Source organism: Roseiconus nitratireducens, assembly GCF_008629675.1.
GTDB lineage: Bacteria > Planctomycetota > Planctomycetia > Pirellulales > Pirellulaceae > Stieleria > Stieleria nitratireducens.
In genome coordinates, this window is sequence record NZ_VWOX01000001.1 from 743,440 (window position 1) to 761,053 (window position 17,614).

A 17,614-nucleotide genomic window follows, 5' to 3' on the forward strand; every position below is an offset into this window, starting at 1 on the left:
CTGGTTGAGTGAACAAGCGGTCGATTGGCTGGCGGCGGGGCGCAACACCCAAGGAAGCCGAGTCGGGTTAGCGATCGTCGTCCCCCGGCGACCGCCGAGGGCGGTGTCACTGCGTCGGGTGGTCGTCGCCCGAAAATTCAATCGTGACGGCGAAAACGAGCGGGATCGAAAAGTCGTCGCCTTTCAAGAATTCAATCTGCTTGAGTTCCTTGCTGGCATCCGCGGGGATCTTCAAATAACGAATCTGCTTGCCGTTCGCCTCAATCGCCTTGGTCGATTCTTCCACGTCCTCACCGGCTTCGTACGTGACGATGTGCTGACCGTTGATCAGTTCAAAATCACTACTCGACCCGTCGGTGTAGTGTCTGCGAACGATCATGCTGGTCGACTCGTTCTTGAAACGCGGATAGGCGGCCCACGCGACTCCTCCCAGCAAATGGATCGTGTCAACCTTTCCGGCGCAGTCGATACGGACCGATTCCGGAAGTGTGCTCGGTCTTCGCGATGAACGTTGCTGCAGACCGATGATGTTGGCAATCCGATCCCCCTGAGGATCGATCAGTTCGAAAGGCACCTTCTGGATTTCCACACGTCCGTAGGAATCCAGTTCGAATTTGTCGCCGGGGCGACCACGAAAGCCCGGGAGTCCCTTACTGCTGTTGATGGTCGCAACGCTGGAAATGCTAAGCGGAGCGTACTTGCCACGCTTGGCCAAGAACGAAAGAAGATCAGCCATTTCGCCCTTGTTCATCAAGCTCTCGAAACCCTCGGGCATCAGAGATTTGGGCGATGACGTCAGCCGTTCAATGTCTTCTCGAAGGACCAGCTTTTCCTTGCCCTGCGTGTCGATGATCCGCAGTGAATTTGCGGACTCGCCCGCCAACATCCCCGCCAGCACGTTTCCATCGATGGTCAGGATTTGATACGTGCGGAAGTTGTTCTCAACGCTGCGTGACGGATCAAGCACATTGATCAGGATTTCTTCCTTGGGGTGCACGGACATGCCCGTCAAGTTGGGGCCGATTTCGTTTCCGGTTTCACCGTGAATGTGACAGGCGGCACAGTGCTTCTTGAACATGGCCAAACCGTTCGTGACGTCGCCGTCCTGCGCCGTGACCGGCATCCACTCATCGACCAGAGCCTGTCGGTTGGAGGTCACCATGGCTCCCCGCGTTTCCATCAGTTTTTGCGCGCGGTCGGCGATGGATGCCGTGGGATGGTTCAGCAAAGCCTGGCGTTGATCCAATTGCAGGTCGTTGAATTGAACTTTCCCTTCGGAAATGGCGTCCAGCAAATCTTCCGTGCTTTCCGCTCGCGAGAGCAGCAACGTCAGGATCTGGCTTCCCAGCTTGGGGCCCAGCGTCGTCCTGAGCTGCAAAAGGGTTTGTGACAGTCCCTCCACGCGGGCGACTTGCAGCGCGTTTACCGCTTGAATTCCGGTTTCCGGGGAAAGCTGAGGCGTGAAAAACTCTTCCACCGCTTCCAGGATCCTGGGGCTCGCGGGGGCCAGCCGGATCGACTGGTCCCAGGCCGCAAGCCGCTCTTCCGGTTCGGCGTCCAAATCCATTGCCTTCGTCAGCAGTTGGTCCTGAATCTCTACAACGATATCGCTCAGATTCTCGACGGACCATTTGTCGGCAACTGCCAAGATCGCGGCTTTGCCCTCGATGGGGGCTTGGTCGGCCAAGAAACGGTCGCGGACGCGTTGCTGCGATTCATCCGAAAGCTTGATCGTCAGGTCCCGGGGCCAACCCTTCGCCAGCCCTTCCCAGACCGTCACCGCCACCGGCGAGTCCGGCGCGATTTGAAGTAGTTGGCCAATCTGGTCGGCCGTGGGCTGATTTCGTGCAAGGTGTTCTGCCAGCACGGCGACCCGTTCATTGATCGCGGCCAGAGAATCTTGGTCCAGTTCGCTCATCGCCACGATTGCGGAGGCCGGATCCGTTGACGCCGCGGACGTCCAGGCATCAAGCAAGATCGTGTCGTTTTGCAGGGAGGGAACCAACGCCGCGAGTTCCTTTCCGTCGATCGCATCTTTTGCGTCGCCATCGGCGATCCGCAACAGCAATGTCAGACGTACTTTTGGATCGACATCGTTTTGCAGTCCCAATTCGATCGATTTAGAAAGTTGCGCGTTGTCGCAATAGCCCACGGCCGCGTGACGCACGGGGCTGGAGACGTGTTGGAAACCCGACGCACAGGCTTGTGCGAGTGCCTCGTTTGCAGCCTCGCTTCCGGAATCGGCCAATCCGGCCAGCGTCCAGATGGCATGCATGGCGGCCGGATTCAAACCGATCGAGTCGACCTTTTCGCCGTTGACCAGGGCGACCAACGCTTGCAACGTGGACGGGTCGGTCGCCTCGCGTTCGATCAAAAGTCGCTGGGCGGCGCGTCGCCAAAAGAAATTGTCGCTCTCGAGCGCTTTGACCAGTTTCGCCGGACTGGCGTCGGCTAGCCGCAACGTTCGCGACGGAGATCGGTCGGCAGAATCTTCCATGACCAGCCGATAAACGCGGGCGAATCGCTTGTCTCTCAGGTCACTCTCATACGCGGCGCCCTTGCCGGTCTGGAATCCGTTGGGTGTGGGATTGTGTTGGACGATGTAATTGTACCAGTCGAGTAACCAAACGTTTCCGTCAGGGCCCACCTCCGACATGATGGGTGCGGACCAATCGTCGATACTGGCAACGGTGTTGAACGCGTTTCGGCTGCGATAGCCGGCTCCATCTTTCTCCAGAACGAAGGAACCGACGAGGTGTCCGGTGGGACCGCAAACCATTTGAATTCGGTTCCACCACGTCTGCGGATAGTTTCGGGCCGTGTAGATTCCGGACCCGCACGCCGCGGTGTAGCCGCCGTGATAGTCGACCTGTCGAATGCGATCGTCGATCGGATTGAATTTGAAAGATTCCGAAATCGGTCCGAGCGTCTCGGGCGACCAGCCGGATACTTGGTCGTAGTAGCGATTGGGGATCGGCAGATGAACGCTTGGACAACCGTTGGCGGTTGAACCAAAGACGTAGCCCTCTTCGCTGAAACCGAGTCCCCAGGTGTTGTTGTTGGTGCCGCGCATGAATTCAAGGGCATCGACGCGGATCGTGTGATTGTCGAATTGGTCCGACGAAGTGTCTGCGACCTTGCCGGATTGCGAGTCGATCGCGAAGGCCGGCGCGGTGTTATCCGATGCTCCCATTCGCACTTTGAATCGCCAGAATCCCTGGCGAAACCGCATTTGAGCTTCACCATTGATGACGGGCTGTGAGTTGTTGTAGCCCTGCATTCCCCAGATCCAATTGTCCGGGCCGTATTGGAAGTTGCTGACGCCCCCGTGCGTATCGCCCATCGCCCATCCGGTGATCAGCGATTGACGAAAATCGGCTCGGCCGTCCCCATCGATGTCCTTTAGATAGACCGTCGTTTGGCCGTCCTGAACGATCACACCACCGCGGTAGCAAACAACGGCAGACGGAATGCTCAGGTTCTCCGCAAAGACCGTGAACTTGTCTGCCTGGCCGTCGTTGTCGGTGTCTTCGCAGATCTTAATCCGGTCGCGTCCGACGGCCGACTGTTCTTGCAGCTCATTCGGATAGTCGACCGTTTCGCAAATCCAGAGACGGCCGTTCTCGTCCCAGTTCATTGCAATCGGTTTTCCCTTCAAGCCGGCGGTCTCAGCATTGGCCGTGGATTCTTCGGGCCAATTGTCACCGGACTCTTTCGCCCAAATCGAAAGCCGCATTCCCTTCGGTGTCGCGTAGGCTTTGATCGACTGTTCTGCTTGCAGCGGATCTTGCATCATCGAGAACGGCTCCGCTTGCGTTCCCCACTGCGCTCCCGGCGTATAGTTCGGGATCTTGGCGCCGACATCGCTTGCTGAGAATTCATCGTCGTCAACGGATGGCGACTGCATTTCAGGAGCAGAAAACGGCCGGTTCGCCGCCGTCACCGCCTGTGCCATCGGATCGCTTGATTCGCCGTCCGCGGAAGCCGCGGTCAGCGTTTGGCCACAAGCCCAGAGGACGCCGCGTGCCAGTAAACGCTGGAAGTCGATGTTCGACCAGGTGCGATGATCGTGTCCCCAGGCCGTGTAAAACACGCGTCCTTCGCCACTGGTTCGCACCCACGTGTAGGGCTCGCCATCCGGATTGCTGACCGGACCGGAGTCGTCGCTGCGAGTCTCCAGCACGGTCTTGTCGGGGTTGAGCCGGCTGTGGCGATAGCTCTCGTCCATGGAGTCGACCGGCTTCAGCCCCTGCATGATCGGGTGATCCGGGGCAACAATCTTTGTCTGGAAGCGGGTGAATCCGTGACTTTGGAACTGCCCACCGACCAGTTCGATGTACTTGTCAGAGTTCAGAAAGCAGAACGATGCGCAATGAACGGGAATCAGCCCTCCACCCTCGTGGACGAAATCGAGCAACGCGGATTCTGCCTGCGGAGTGATCCGCTCGACGTTTGCGAAGATCAGCAGTCCGTCATACTTGGAAAGGTTTTCGCGGTTCAGGTCGTCCAGGTTTTCGGTGTAGCGAAGGTCGATTCCCTGTTCGCGAAACGGCGGGGCCACGTGCCGAAAAAACTCGGACGGCTTGTGAAAGCCGGAGTCGCCGAGCATCAATACCGAGACCTGCGATTCCTCGGCCGGCGCGGCGCGGCCAATGAGAAGCGAAGCGATGGCAACGGTGGTCGCCAGGAGCGGTTTCAGCAGAGCCTTCATGTGGGATTCCGGTGGAGCGGTTGGTTTGTCGTTCTTGGTCGCTGCCGGTGCATCGGTCGAAACGTCCGGGGCCCGCCGTAAAGGCAGACCGGGAATCCGAGCGTTCCGAGGAAAGTGCAGCAATCGATGGAGTCGGCGACCGACTCAACGCTGGTTATAGCTCGTTCGTGCGGCCAATCCATGGAGGAATTGCGCAACCGTGCAGAGGTATTTTACATGGGCACCGTGGTCCGGCCTAAACCAGACTCATGCGTACACGCATAAACCGGACAGGAGTCTGGAAGTTCCGGAAAATTATCCGCAAGACGGTGACCACGCGACGGCGAACGTCGTGCCCGTCGCGTCCCGAACGGGTCAATCGCGGCTGCGACGTCGATTTCCGTTCCGATCAGTTCGCGTTAATGGCAGGGTCGTCTCCGTTGAGCCGCTGAGTGGATTTTCGGCCGAACCGCCGGTCGGCGGACCGCCGGGATCGGGGGCGTCGATCCACGTGAATCGCGTGGCATGGTCGAGAGAGCGGATGAAAACTCGCTGACTCGGGGGTGCGTGTTTCGTTCCCACCCAGGTACACTGGTGGGCGATTGAGGAATTTCACGTCAGTCGTCTGACCGCACTGTCGGGAGACCAGGAACCGGCCGCAGCGCAGCTCGACTTGGAGTCATCGGAGATGGCATTCCATCGGGGACGCACGGCTTCGTGCTGCATCCCGCCTTTCCCGAGGTGTTCCAACCGCCGACCGCGGCGGACGCGGTGGAGCGTCCAACAGGAATTCCGTGCAAACTGAATGAACGAGTCGATGAAAGCACCAACGGATCAAGAACGACAATTGCCGTTGGCGTTGCGAGCCGCTTACATGGCGCTCCACCGCAGTACGGATGCGAAGTTCGCCGAGCACGGCGTCACAGCGGACCAGTTTGTCCTGTTGTTGGCCTTGGCCGAGGGGCAAGCCGTGACCCAGCGAGAATTGGCCGACCGCATTTCGTCAGACCCGAGCACCGTTCGGGCAATGCTAGTGTTGTTGGAAAAGAACGGCTTGGTCCATCGAGGATCCCACCCCACCGATTCCCGGGCGAGAACGGTGTCCCTGACGACGGGTGGCAAGCGAAAGTTGAGAAAACTTTGGAAGGTCGGTCAGCCGATTCGGGACGAGATGTACGGGGCCATGACGCCGGACGAAGCCACGACGTTGATCCATTTGCTACGAAGAGTTGCGAGCACGCTTGATTACGAGAAGTCATTCGCTTGATCCATTCAAACCACGATCGAAAAATGCTTGCTGACGCCGGGTCGGATCATACGCCCCCGAGAATCCCACAATGACGAAGATCCTTGTTCTGTATCATTCCAACACCAAGAACACGCAGCGGATGGCAGAGTTGATTGCCGAAGGCGCCAGGCAACTGGAGCGGACCGAAGTCAGGCTGCGAAGTATTGATGAGGCCGATGATTCAGATTTGGACTGGTGCGATGGAATGGCGCTCGGATCTCCGACAAACTATGGATGTGTCAGTTGGCAGATGAAACAGTGGTGGGACCAGCAGCCGATCGAAAACTGGGGGAAGCGGGATGGCAAGATCGGATGCGTCTTCTCGTCCGCCGGAGCGTGGGGAGGTGGGCAAGAATGGACCTGCATGGCGTTGATGTCGATCCTGATCAACTATGGCTTTCTTGTTTTTGGTTTGACCGACTATTCAGGTGTTAAATTCTCTGCCCATTACGGAGCGATCTCCGCTGGCATGCCCGCCGAGGAACGTGAGCGGGAGGCCTGTCGACGGCTCGGACGACGATTGTCGGAATGGACCGCTACGATGATCCATGGGCGTGAAGACGCGCATCCGCTGAACCAAACGTATGAACGATTCAAAGACTTGGGCAAATAGCCCCAGCTTGAAACTTAATCCAACGATTTCCTTTTTGTGACATCTACCCGAGAGGCTCTTCATGACCGACCTAAATCGTTTGAACCGGCGTCATTTCCTGCGAACGACCTCAGCGGCTGCTGCCGCCGGGGTGTTTGCCGGATCGAGCCGTTTTTCGCTCGCTGCGGATTCGCCGAATGAGCGCCCCGTGTTCGCCACCATTGGGCTGCGAAACCAGGGTTGGACCATCACCAACAAGTCGACCAAGTTCGCGGACTTTGCCGCGTTCGCCGACGTTGATGCGAATGTGCTTGGAGCAACGAACGAAAAGCTCAAGGAAAAGACTGGCAAAGCGGCTGACGGGTACGATGACTACCGCAAAGTCCTGGAACGCGATGACATCGATGCGGTCATGATCGCGACGCCCGATCATTGGCACACCAAGGTCTCCGTCGAAGCGATGCTGGCGGGGAAGGATGTTTACTGTGAGAAACCGCTGACGCTGACGATCGCCGAAGGAAAGCTGATCGAAAAGATCGTCAAACAAACCGGACGCGTCTTCCAGGTCGGAACGATGCAGCGGACCGAGAACGACCATCGCTTCTTGAAGGCCATCGCGCTGATCCGCGCGGGACGCATCGGTGACATCCGCAAGGTGACATGCGGGATCAACGGCGCCACCGGATCACCGGTCATCCCAGCGATTGATGTTCCCGAGGGGCTCGACTGGGACATGTGGCTGGGGCCAGCACCCAAGGCGTCGTATCGTGCCTTGCCGGAGATTCGCCAAGGTTATGGCGGCGGTGTTCCGCTCTACACCAATTGCCACTACGCGTGGCGGAACTGGTACGAGTACTCCGGCGGACAGATGAACGACTGGGGGGCCCACCACGTGGACATCGCGACCTGGGCTCTGGGAGCCGGCGAGACCGGGCCAAACAAAATCACGCCGGTAAGCTATTCGCTACCGGTCGAGTACAAGGACGGTTATCCCACCGTCGACGATCAGTACAACACACCGACGAAGTTCGAGATCCACGCGAACATGCCCGGCGACATCCCGCTGGTGATCACCAGCGAAGGTGACAACGGGATCTTGTTTGAAGGGACCAAGGGACGTTTCTTTGTGAACCGCGGCAGGTTGTCGGGCAAACCGGTCGAAGACTTGGAGAGCAACCCGTTGCCGGAAGGAGCGGTTGAAGAGGTGTACGGCGGACCGGTCAGCGAGAATCACACGGCTAACTTCATTGCCGCAATGCAGTCGCGCCAGCAGCCGATCTCCGACGTGTGGACTCACAACCGAATGCTGGAGACGTGTCACTTGGCGAACATCGCCATCCGACTGGGACGCGAACTGAATTGGGATCCGCAAAAGCGTGAAATCGTCGGGGACCCCGAGGCCAACTCGTTCTTGTCGCGCGAGAACCGAAAGGGATACGAGATCGACATGTAGCAACGCGTCAGGGCATTCTGCAATGTCGCCTTTTGCTCCGCAAAAGGAACGGTAATGAAGCGTTCACGGAGCGGACTTTAGCATCGAAATGCCACCCTTCACCCTCCTTTTATCAGCAGGGTCGAACGCCAGCGAGGTGAGTAGGGTCGCTTTGCTCGGTGAGACGGCGTTGCTGTCGCCGCTTCGCGGCTGGTGGTGTTTTGGGGCGCCGTGCCCGTCGGCTTACGCCGACGGCAGGGGGCTGTCGTCGCTTCGCGACTGGAGGTCGTGCCGTTCGCCACGGCGACGGCAGGAATGCTATTCAAGCGGGAACGGGGTTGAGTCCACGTGGTCGGTGGTCACGGTCAACAGACTGGATTCTGGCACTTCCTGCCAGTGACTGGGAACGTCATCGAGGGGTTCGGAGAGCAGGAGGACGCAAGCGTCGGGCAGCGTTTCGACGTCACCGTCGGCCACTCTCAGCGAGTGCAGGTCATGGCTGTGGTACAGTGTCGGAGATTCCCCGTCGGACGAGTACCGAACGGCGTGAATGCCGTTCGGTGCGCCGACCGCAGCCGTCATCGTGATGGGGTTGTCGATGCCGAGGTTGCTTGCGGTTTCTTCGACAAAACGCACCATCCGCGAAAGCCCACCGCCGACATCCTCCAGTAATCCAAAGGTCAGGGCCAGATAGAACAGACGCTCCGTGTCGGTGGACCCCTCCATCAATGGATAGAGATCGTCCCGCACGGCCATGTCCATCGGCTTCTTCAGCTTGTCGTATCCCTGGATGACACCGTTGTGTTGAAACAGCCGATCCCGATAGCGGAACGGATGACAATTCGATTCCTGGATGGCGGTTCCGCTTGTTGCCCGGACGTGGGCAAAGAATAAATGGCTTTCCAACTGGTCGGAAAGATCACGCAGATTGCCGCTGTTCCACGCGGGACGCGTCGTCCGGAAGAGACCCGGCTGCGGACCGCAGCTGTACCAGCCCAAGCCGCTGCCGTCGCCGTTGACGGGGTGGGTGGACTGGCGAGAGTGCAGGCTTTGCCCCACGAAGGCGTCTTCAGCGGTGTACAGCAGTTTGTCCAATCGGATCGGGTCGCCAAGGTAGGCTAGCCAACGGCACATGGTTGGTTACTCGTGTTTCTTTGCGGCATGGATCTTCTGGTTTTTCGGCCCGAAGGGTTTTGCCATTTCGATTCATGCTCATTTTCGAGCATGGGGGAGCACCCGGTTGCGGCGATCGTCGCAGGTCAGTCGGACGAATCAAAATACGTTGCGATTTCCTCTTTCACGTTGTTCCACTGCTCTTTGTCGCCGCTGAGGGCCATCATCGTCTGCTTGATTTTGCTCTCGGCCATTCCCGTGGCTTGACCGATCCCGATACTTGGCGGCATCATCAGTTCCCCTTGACTGACAACGGCATCGATCAAAAACGGGCGATCGGAGTTCTTGGCTTGCACGATCGCCGCTTCGACGTCACGAGCGTGCTGGACGCGTATCCCATCGGCTCCGCACCACCGGGAGTACTGAGACAAATCCGGCACGTCGACGCCCAGCACGTCCGATTCTGGAACAATGCCGGCAACTTCCATTTCCAATTTTACGAATGCCAAACTGTTGTTGTGCAACACCAGCATCTTGATCGGCAGCTTGCGATTGGCCACCGTCAGCCAATCCTGCATCGCCATGGTGAACGCTCCGTCACCGACCACGGCCCAGACTTCGCGATCGGGGTAGCGAAGCTGTGCTCCGAGCGCCGCCGGCAATCCCACGGCCATGGAACCGTGATTGAAGGATCCGATCATGCGGCGACCGGAGTGAAACGAGATGTGTCGCGAGGCCCAAACGGTGGCGGTGCCGGTGTCGACCACAAAGATGGCGTCGTCGGATGCGTGCTTGTCGATCATCGAAGCGAAGATCTGCGGATGCAGCGGTTCGTGATCGCGAGAGGGTGACCCGGCGTCGGCCATCGCCTGACGCCATGAGGCAAAGTTTTCGCAAATCTTCTCGTGAAATCGGTTGGATGATCGCGGCTTGATCAGCGGCAGTAATCTGTCCAGCGTCTGACCAACGTCCGCGTGGATCCCAAGGTTCACCGCGATGCGATTGCCGATATTGGGGAACCGCGTGTCGACTTGAATGGTTTTCGTTCCCTGCGGCAGGAACTGCGTGTAGGGAAAGTCGGTTCCCAGCATGATCAGCAGGTCGCAATTCATCACCGCGTGATAACCTGACGGATTACCGATCAACCCCGTCAGACCGGCCACGTGCGGACAGTCGTGATCGAAGATGTCGCACGCCCGCAGGGAGTGTGTGATCGGTGCCTTCAGTTTGTTCGCCAGGGTGAGAACCTGCTCGCGGCACTCGCGACACCCCGCTCCACCCAGGATGGTGATCTTTTCATGATCGGAAACCAAGTCTGCAAACGCTTGGACCTGGTCGTCCGAAGGCACCAGACGGGCCTGGGAGGGAATGATCGGATGAATGAATTGGTCCCCCGCGGCGGGCGCTTCGGCAATGTCTGCCGGTAGCTCGATCCGGCAAACGGTTCGCTCACTCAGGGCGATCTTGATCGCACGCAAAATCAACCGCGGAGCTTCCTCGGCGGAGCGGATGATTGCCTGGTAGGCGCAAACGTCGGCATAGGTTTTCTCCAGATCCACTTCCTGGTGAAAATTGGTCCCGATTTGAGCCAGCGGAACTTGCCCGGTCACCGCAATGACCGGGCAGCGTTCTCGTTTCGCGTTGTAGAGTCCGTTGATCAGGTGCAGGGCACCCGGGCCGACCGTGCCGGCGCACACCGCCAATTCACCGCTCAATTCGGCTTGCGCGAAAGCCGCATAGCTCCCGTTGCCTTCGTGGCGAACACCGATCCATTCCACCGCTTCGTGTCGATGAATTGCCTGGGCAAACGCGTTAAGGGCATCGCCGATCACGCCGAAGACCTGGGACACCCCCGCTTCGACCAAGATTTCAAGAAGCTGTTCCGAGACGGTTTTCGACATCAGGAATTCTCAGGTTGGTGTGCCATGACGTTCGCGTACCGAACGCGGGCCAAAGGTATCACTGCGGGCATCCTGCCAGTCCCGGCCCCAAAACGGGTCAACGTCGCCGTCGAGCAGTTCGTTTGGTTTCGCTTGATAGTAAAGATCTTCGTAAGATTTCACCCGGGTCGGTCCGACTCGGCGCATCAGCATGCTGGCGTGCAGCTGATCGGGTGACAGCAAGCCCATCGAGGCGATCAGCCGATTGAACTCCATCACCGTCGCGTATTGAAAGTTGCGAACCAAGTGCTGTTTCACGTCCGGCTTCAGTCCGCGTGTGCGTGAGGGGTCCTGAGTCGTGATGCCGGTCGGACAGCGGTTGGTCTCGCACCGTTGGGCTTGGATGCATCCCAGAGCCAGCATCATCGCGCGGGCGGCATTGCAATAGTCGGCCCCCTGGATGATTCGACGGGCCATTTCAAAGGCGGACGTGACCTTACCGCTGCAGCCGATCCTGATTTGGTCGCGCAAGCCGCAGGCGACCAATGCCTGATGAACGAAATGCAGCCCCTCGGTCAATGGGACACCCACGTGATCTTCAAATTCCAACGGCGCGGCGCCCGTTCCTCCCTCACCGCCGTCGACGATGATGTAGTCGGGCAAAATGTTCGTTTCCAACATCGCCTTGCAGATCGCCAGGAATTCACTGCGATGGCCGATGCACAGCTTGAACCCGACAGGTTTTGCATCGCAAAGATCTCGTAGTCTCTGAACGAATTCTAGCAAACCGATCGGCGTCTCAAACTCGGAGTGTCCGGGGGGCGATTCACACTTTTGGTGGGCGGGGACGCCGCGGACATCCGCGATTTCCTCCGTCATTTTTGAAGCCGGCATCACGCCGCCGAGTCCCGGTTTGGCCCCCTGGGAAAGTTTGATCGTCACGCACTTTACCGCCGGCTCGGCCGCTTTCTCTTTGAAAAGGTCTGGATCAAACCGGCCTTCTTTGGTGCGGCATCCGAAGTAGGCTGTTCCGATCTCCCAGACCAGGTCACCTCCGGGCCGCAAGTGATATTGGCTCAGACCGCCTTCGCCGGTCGCGTGTGCAAAATTCCCAAGTTTGGCGCCGCCGTTGAGCGCCAGCACCGCATTGGCGCTAAGCGAACCGAAGCTCATCGAGGAAACATTCAGCAGGGCCATGTCATACGGGTGTCGGCAGTCCTTTCCGCCGATCCGCACGCGAAACTGATCCTTGTTCGCCTGTTTCGGTGCGATCGTGTGGTTCAACCATTCGTATCCGGCCGCGTAGACATCCAATTCGGTCCCAAAAGATTTTTCCTCGTGGCTCTTCGCCGCCCGCTCGTAAACCATTTGCCGATCGTTGCGGCTGAGAGGCGTCCCACTGATGTCGTCTTCGACGAAATATTGATGAATCTCAGGACGGATCTCTTCGGAGGCGAATCGGCCATAGGCGAGCAAGGGGTAGATTCGCAACAGGTTGCTGGTGGGATGGAACAGGTCGTACAGTCCCAGGACGGCCAGGCAAAATGCCGGAATCGCAAACCAGAGCCAGTGCAGTGAAACCGTCATCGTCAGCACGCCGCCAATGAACGTCGCGACAATCACCAAGACGAGCGGAGCGTATCGTAACAAGCCACTGGCCATCGGCTTACTTCCTTATCGGCATCGGATCACGGAGTCGACTTCCTCAGGATAGCCGTTGTGCAGCTTTCCGGCAGCCATCCATCGGGTCTCGTGAACGGTGACTCCCGGGCGGCGCCGAAGAGTCGGTCGCGTCGGGATGCAAGTGATGCGTTTTACTACGAGGCAGCGGCGATCGTCAAAACGTGCAAGAAATTGCTCACCTGCCGCCTGGCGTTTCGCGAAACCGACGCAGCTGCCGTCGCCAGCCGGCAGCAATCCACGCTCTTTCGACTATTGATTGGTGGACAGCACGACTTTTTGTGAGCCGCGTGGCGCCAGCCGCGGGTTCTCTTGCTTCCACCGGCGGCTAGCGCCTCGCCGCTCCTTGCATCGCAAATCACGGTGCTTTTGATCGAAACGCGTCCAGGTAGCTGCCGTCGCCAGACGGCGGCAATCGACGCTCTTTCGATTATGGATTGGTGGACAGCACGACTTCCTGTGAGCCGCGTGGCGCCAGCCGCGGGGTCTCTTGCTTCGACCGGCGGCGAGCGCCTCGCCGCTCATTGCATCGCAGCTCATGATGCTTTTGATCGAAACGCGTCCAGCGAGTGTGCGTCGTAGCTGCCGTCGCCAGCCGGCGGCAATCGACGCTCTTTCGGTTATGGATTGGTGGACAGCACGACTTTTTGTGAGCCGCGTGGCGCTAGCCGCGGGTTCTCTTGCTTCGACCGGCGGCGAGCGCCTCGCCGCTCATTGCATCGCAGCTCATGATGCTTTTGATCGAAACGCGTCCAGCGAGTGTGCGTCGTAGCTGCCGTCGCCAGACGGCAGCATGCTCAATACCACCCACGCTGAAGAGCGTGAGGACCTCAACGCGTCGATGCCGAACTAAACTCGCTGCATCTTTCCGACCAGTTTTCGCATCGCGGATCGGGGCAGCAGGGCGGTCGATTTCACCATCAACCGGTTTTTCCAGCCGGGGATGATGATGTCTTCGTTATCGCAGTACCCTTCGTAGCCCGCCTTGGCGACAGCTTCGGACGACATGGTCGCCGACGAGAACATGTCCAGCTTGCTCATTCCGGAATCGTCACCGAAATTCGACTCCGTGGCACCCGGTGCCAGACAGCAGACATGCAGGCCCGTTCCGGCAAGCTCTTCGCGCAGTCCCTCGGTAAACGACAGCACATAGGCCTTGCTCGCATAGTAAACGGACATGTTCGGTCCGGCCTGGTAACCGGCGATGGAGCCCACGTTCAGAATGCCACCCTCGCCGCGGCGGATCATCGCCGGCAGGAGGGCACGCGTCAGCCGGGTCAACGCAACGACGTTGACCATCAACATGGCCGTCTGTCGATCGATGGACAATTCGGAAAACCGACCCAATGCTCCGAAGCCCGCATTGTTGACCAGGGTGTCGACATGAATCGCTTGCTCCCGCAGTTGATTGCAGAGTTGGTCCACTCCATCGGAGGTTGCGAGGTCGCTGCGGATCACGGTGGCAGCGACATGAAAGTCTTGACGGATCTGTTCGGCAAGATCCTGCAGCTTGCTTTCGCTACGAGCAACCAGCACGACATCGTTGCCACCTTTGGCAAACTGAATCGCAAGATCCTTTCCGATTCCGGATGAGGCACCCGTGATGAGAACAGTTTGGCTCATGAATCTTTCTTCCCCACGTGGATCAGTTTCTTGTTGACGAACTCCAGGATGCCGAGATGCGAGAGCTCCCGTCCGTAGCCGGAGTGTTTGATGCCCCCGAACGGTAGCTCCGCCTGAGACCGAGTCGGTTGATTGATGAACATCATGCCGGTTTCAATCTGTTCGGCGACGCGACGTCCGCGGTCGATGTTCGATGTGAACACGCTTCCGCCCAGCCCGAAGGAAGAATCGTTGGCAAGCTTGATCGCAGCGGCTTCATCCTCCACGACGTAGACGCTGGCCACCGGCCCGAAAAGCTCCTGGTCGTAGGTTGGCATCTCTGGTGTGATGTCGGTCAGGATGGTTGGGTTGAAGTACGCGCCGTCACGATTCGGACGATCGCCACCGAGGATGACCGTCGCACCGGCGTCAATCGTCGACTGAACCTGTTCCAGCAATTTGACGGCGGCCTGCTCCGTCGACAGGGGTGCAAGTGTCGTGTCGTCATCCATCGGGTCCCCCAGCTTCAACGCAGCCATTTGTTCCTTGAATGCTGACAAGAAGGATTCGGCGACAGCTTCCACAACGATGAAGCGTTTGGATGCAACACACGACTGTCCGGCATTGACGATGCGACCTTTGACAGCCTGTTCGACCGTGGATTCCAGATCGGCGTCTTCCAGAACGATGAAGGGGTCGTTGCCGCCCAGTTCCAGGACGCTGCGTTTGAGGTTTTTGCCCGCGATGGCTGCGACGGCCGCGCCGGCTGGTTCGCTGCCGGTCAGGGAGACGCCTTGAACGCGTCGATCTGACACGATGGTTTCAACGAATTCCGAGGGGATGAACAGATTGGTGTAGACGCCCGCGGGTAGCCCGCATTCGGCGAACAGGTCTTCCAGCGCTTTCGCGCACTGCGGAACGTTGCTGGCGTGCTTTATCAACACCGTGTTTCCCGCCATGATGTTGGGCGTCGCGAAGCGGACCACCTGATAAAACGGGAAGTTCCACGGCATCACACCCAGCAGGACACCCAGCGGTTCATAGTGCAGGTAGGCGTCGGTGCCTTCCACCTCCATGGGCTGGTCCGCCAGGAATCGCTCGGCACCGTTCGCGTAGAACTCGGCAATGTTGGCGCAATACTCGATCTCGTAGTGGCTCTCGCTGATCCGTTTGCCCATATCCTGTGTGATCAACCGGGCATAGGTGTCGGCATCGGCGCGGAGCAGCTGAGCGAATTTCAAAAGTTTGTCTTTACGGTCCTCAAATGAACGGCATCGCCAGGACTGGTAGGCGTCGTGGGCGGACCCGATCGCCGCCATGACCGCGTCTTTGTTGATGGGGGAAAAGGTTTCAAGCGTTTCGTTGGTTGCCGGGTTGATGCTGACAATGGTCATGGAATTGCTTTGGGTTGCGGCGTCTTGTGGGGGAAGCTGTCCAGGGGAGCCGGCCGGTACGCAGGGCAAGCCGTTCGAAGGCGGCACTGCTCCGCTTGGCTTTCCGCGGCCAGTCTTCCAGTGGAGCAATTCCTGAGCCACTCCCGCTGCTTGTCGTTTATCGCGACGGGTTAGCCGTGTCAGCAACCGTCTGATTCGCCGCGAGGAAAGATCGGGACTTCCGCGTGCCCCTGTGCTGCGTCGAGAAGTGCCACGGCGGTCAAAGACCAGCCAGTGGACGCGAAGCCGGGATTTGTGTGACGACCTGTAGCGACGCCCACCGGAGCGTCGCGTTCTGCCGTCGAGCGACGACCGTCATCGAAAAAATGGTCTAACGTCCGGAGTCCCTCGACTCGGACGTGCCGCTCAAACGGGGTGCGGAGTGTCCCTGTTGCCGAATTCGCTGCAGTTCTGTTTGAAGCTCCGCGACCCGGTCGGCGTGGTGGTCGGCAACATTCTCGCGCTGGCCGATGTCGTTCCGCAAGTTGTAAAGCTGGACCCGTGCGTCATCTCCCGGCGGGTAGTGATGCTTTTTCTCCCACGCTTCGGATCGTCGACTGGTGTAGCCGGACTTGGTGTCGATCAACACCCAGTTTCCCTGTCGAAACGCGTAGTGCCCCTGCCGGGTGTTGTGGACGTGGGAGTCGCGAACGGAGTCCGACTGACCGTGCAGCAGGGGCATCAGCGAATGCGAATCTTCGGCTGCATCGTCGGGAAGATCGGCAGACAAGAATTCGGCAAACGTTGCAAATAGATCGATTTGGGAGACCAGAGCTTCCGAGACGCTCCCCGATTTGGTGATTCCCGGCCAGCGGATCAAGAAAGGCACATGGTGACCGCCTTCGTAGATGTCGCGTTTCAGCCCGCGAAAGGGAAAGGAAGACCAGTGGTCGAACGATGCGTCGCGTTGATAGGCGTAATGTTCTGGTCCGTTGTCGGCGGAGAAGAAGACGATGGTGTCATTGTCGATGCCCGCATCTTTCAGTGCTCGCAACAACCGGCCCGCCACGTCGTCGGTTTCGACCACGCAATCGCCGTAAGCTCCCGCCTGGGACTTTCCATCAAAACGGTCGTTCGGAATGATGGGCGCGTGGGGAGAGGGGAATGCGAAATACAGGAAGAACGGCTGCTTGGCCGACGCGTGCGAACGAATGTATTGCACACCTTTTTCGGCCAGCGTTGGCAGAACCTGGTAAGGGTCCCAGTCCGAACACATGGGGCCCGGCCGGCATTCCCAGTTGCCTTCCTTGATCGGTTTCCACTGGTCCGTATCCAGAATGGTGTCCGGCGGTTTGACCAATCGATCGTTCTCGATCCAAGCGTAGGGCGGGAAATTGATCACCGTATCCCCAAAGTAGGCGTCAAACCCATGGTCCAACGGGCCGTCGGGAATCGACTTGCTCCAGTCATACGCTTCGGGGCCGAAGAATCTTTTCTTGCCGTCGCCTTGAAGTTCCGCGTCCGGTTTGCGGATCGCCGACCAGTCCCAGCCCAAATGCCATTTGCCGATGCATGCGGTCGTGTACCCATGACGCTGAAACAACTCCGCCAGCGTCAACCGTCCCGGTTGGAACACTGAAGCTCCCATCGGGCCAACGATCCCATGGAAATCTCGCCAGTGGTAGCGTCCGGTCAGCAACGCGTAGCGGCTGGGCGTGCAAATGCCGGACGAGGAATGCCCGTCGGTAAACCGCATTGATGACCGAGCCAATTGATCCAAATTCGGCGTCGGTATCTTGGAGTCCGGGTTTTGGATGGACAGGTCGCCATAGCCGAGGTCGTCTGCGTACAAGATCAGGACGTTCGGGCGCGCTGTCGGATCAGCCGCCAATGTCCGCGAGTGCAGTTGCGTGCAGACCAAAACCGCCGCGATGCATCGAACAATTCTCATGGTGCTTTGTTGC

11 protein-coding genes are annotated in these 17,614 nt (G+C 58.8%); 4 read left to right on the forward strand and 7 right to left on the reverse strand.

Annotated elements, in window-relative coordinates; genetic code table 11:
* Positions 1–106: 106 nt before the first annotated feature.
* Positions 107–4,711, reverse strand: a complete 4,605-nt coding sequence (locus tag FYK55_RS02420; protein WP_150074455.1) for a PVC-type heme-binding CxxCH protein — start codon at positions 4,709–4,711, stop codon at positions 107–109.
* A gap of 796 nt (positions 4,712–5,507) precedes the next feature.
* Here FYK55_RS02420 and FYK55_RS02425 point away from each other — a divergent pair.
* The 3 genes from FYK55_RS02425 (at position 5,508) to FYK55_RS02435 (ending at position 8,023) form a co-directional block, all read left to right on the forward strand.
* Positions 5,508–5,957, forward strand: a complete 450-nt coding sequence (locus FYK55_RS02425) for a MarR family winged helix-turn-helix transcriptional regulator (RefSeq protein WP_235908364.1) — start codon at positions 5,508–5,510, stop codon at positions 5,955–5,957.
* Between the two features lie 70 nt (positions 5,958–6,027).
* Positions 6,028–6,591, forward strand: a complete 564-nt coding sequence (locus tag FYK55_RS02430; RefSeq protein ID WP_150074457.1) for a flavodoxin family protein — start codon at positions 6,028–6,030, stop codon at positions 6,589–6,591.
* Between the two features lie 61 nt (positions 6,592–6,652).
* Positions 6,653–8,023 carry a Gfo/Idh/MocA family protein gene (locus tag FYK55_RS02435; RefSeq protein ID WP_150074459.1) on the forward strand — a complete coding sequence of 457 codons (1,371 nt, stop codon included), beginning with the start codon at positions 6,653–6,655 and terminating at the stop codon, positions 8,021–8,023.
* A gap of 297 nt (positions 8,024–8,320) precedes the next feature.
* Here FYK55_RS02435 and FYK55_RS02440 read toward each other — a convergent pair whose 3' ends face one another.
* The 3 genes from FYK55_RS02440 to FYK55_RS02450 form a co-directional block, all read right to left on the reverse strand.
* Entirely contained in the window at positions 8,321–9,136 is an 816-nt protein-coding gene (locus FYK55_RS02440) for a class II glutamine amidotransferase (RefSeq protein WP_150074461.1), read from the reverse strand.
* Between the two features lie 125 nt (positions 9,137–9,261).
* Positions 9,262–11,016 (reverse strand): thiamine pyrophosphate-dependent enzyme, encoded by a 1,755-nt coding sequence (locus FYK55_RS02445; RefSeq protein ID WP_150074463.1) that lies wholly within the window; start codon positions 11,014–11,016, stop codon positions 9,262–9,264.
* Positions 11,017–11,025: 9 nt separating this feature from the next.
* On the reverse strand, positions 11,026–12,657 hold the full coding sequence (locus tag FYK55_RS02450) for an FMN-binding glutamate synthase family protein (protein WP_235908365.1): 1,632 nt from the start codon (positions 12,655–12,657) through the stop codon (positions 11,026–11,028).
* Between the two features lie 90 nt (positions 12,658–12,747).
* Here FYK55_RS02450 and FYK55_RS29575 point away from each other — a divergent pair, with 90 nt between their 5' ends.
* On the forward strand, positions 12,748–12,960 hold the full coding sequence (locus FYK55_RS29575; protein WP_150074465.1) for a hypothetical protein: 213 nt from the start codon (positions 12,748–12,750) through the stop codon (positions 12,958–12,960).
* 564 nt (positions 12,961–13,524) lie between these two features.
* Here FYK55_RS29575 and FYK55_RS02460 read toward each other — a convergent pair.
* From FYK55_RS02460 to FYK55_RS02470, 3 genes are all read right to left on the reverse strand, one after another.
* The gene (locus tag FYK55_RS02460) at positions 13,525–14,298 is read right to left on the reverse strand and encodes an SDR family NAD(P)-dependent oxidoreductase (RefSeq protein WP_150074466.1); all 774 of its coding nucleotides are present in this window, start codon (positions 14,296–14,298) and stop codon (positions 13,525–13,527) included.
* Positions 14,295–15,671 carry an NAD-dependent succinate-semialdehyde dehydrogenase gene (locus FYK55_RS02465; RefSeq protein ID WP_150074468.1) on the reverse strand — a complete coding sequence of 459 codons (1,377 nt, stop codon included), beginning with the start codon at positions 15,669–15,671 and terminating at the stop codon, positions 14,295–14,297. The genes FYK55_RS02460 and FYK55_RS02465 overlap by 4 nt, the downstream gene beginning before the upstream one ends.
* Positions 15,672–16,041: 370 nt before the next feature.
* A complete protein-coding gene (locus FYK55_RS02470; RefSeq protein ID WP_150074470.1) occupies positions 16,042–17,601 on the reverse strand; it encodes a sulfatase family protein in 1,560 nt (519 codons plus the stop codon).
* Between the last annotated feature and the right edge of the window lie 13 nt (positions 17,602–17,614).

Bases quoted from the DNA above. Each gene is read 5' to 3' on its own strand.
- FYK55_RS02420 (WP_150074455.1), bottom strand. From the start codon at position 4,711: ATGAAGGCTCTGCTGAAACCGCTCCTGGCGACCACCGTTGCCATCGCT.
- FYK55_RS02425 (WP_235908364.1), top strand. From the start codon at position 5,508: ATGAAAGCACCAACGGATCAAGAACGACAATTGCCGTTGGCGTTGCGA.
- FYK55_RS02445 (WP_150074463.1), bottom strand. From the start codon at position 11,016: ATGTCGAAAACCGTCTCGGAACAGCTTCTTGAAATCTTGGTCGAAGCG.
- FYK55_RS02440 (WP_150074461.1), bottom strand. From the start codon at position 9,136: ATGTGCCGTTGGCTAGCCTACCTTGGCGACCCGATCCGATTGGACAAA.
- FYK55_RS02435 (WP_150074459.1), top strand. From the start codon at position 6,653: ATGACCGACCTAAATCGTTTGAACCGGCGTCATTTCCTGCGAACGACC.
- FYK55_RS02460 (WP_150074466.1), bottom strand. From the start codon at position 14,298: ATGAGCCAAACTGTTCTCATCACGGGTGCCTCATCCGGAATCGGAAAG.
- FYK55_RS02450 (WP_235908365.1), bottom strand. From the start codon at position 12,657: ATGGCCAGTGGCTTGTTACGATACGCTCCGCTCGTCTTGGTGATTGTC.
- FYK55_RS02430 (WP_150074457.1), top strand. From the start codon at position 6,028: ATGACGAAGATCCTTGTTCTGTATCATTCCAACACCAAGAACACGCAG.
- FYK55_RS02465 (WP_150074468.1), bottom strand. From the start codon at position 15,671: ATGACCATTGTCAGCATCAACCCGGCAACCAACGAAACGCTTGAAACC.
- FYK55_RS02470 (WP_150074470.1), bottom strand. From the start codon at position 17,601: ATGAGAATTGTTCGATGCATCGCGGCGGTTTTGGTCTGCACGCAACTG.